The following is a 334-nucleotide window of genomic DNA, read 5'->3' as shown; positions in this document are numbered from 1 at the left end:
CCTTCTCCAGCAGCTCCCAGCCCTCGGCGTACGCCTGCATCATGGCGTACTCGATGCCGTTGTGGACCATCTTGGCGAAGTGACCGGCGCCGACGCGGCCCGCGTGCACGTAGCCGTAGGGGCCCTCGGGCTTCAGCGCGTCGAAGATGGGCTGCAGGCGCTCGACGTTCTCCTTGTCGCCGCCGACCATCAGCGCGTAGCCGTTCTCCAGGCCCCAGACACCGCCGGAGACGCCCGCGTCCACGAAGCCGATGCCCTTGACGCCCAGCTCGGCGGCGTGCTTCTCGTCGTCCGTCCAGCGGGAGTTGCCGCCGTCCACGACCACGTCACCGGG

The 334-nt window shown here is 69.8% G+C and carries 1 protein-coding gene; it reads right to left on the bottom strand.

Translation table 11 applies throughout. The features are described 5' to 3' along the window. Nucleotides 1–334 (bottom strand): NAD(P)-binding domain-containing protein (locus tag GTW40_RS09785; protein ID WP_237525427.1); only part of this gene is annotated, 334 nt, incomplete at both ends.

The sequence above is a fragment of the Streptomyces sp. SID4985 genome (assembly GCF_009863025.1).
In the GTDB taxonomy this organism is placed as follows: Bacteria; Actinomycetota; Actinomycetes; order Streptomycetales; family Streptomycetaceae; genus Streptomyces.
Note: the sequence above shows the minus strand (reverse complement) of the source record. Positions and strands in the feature narration are given on the sequence as shown.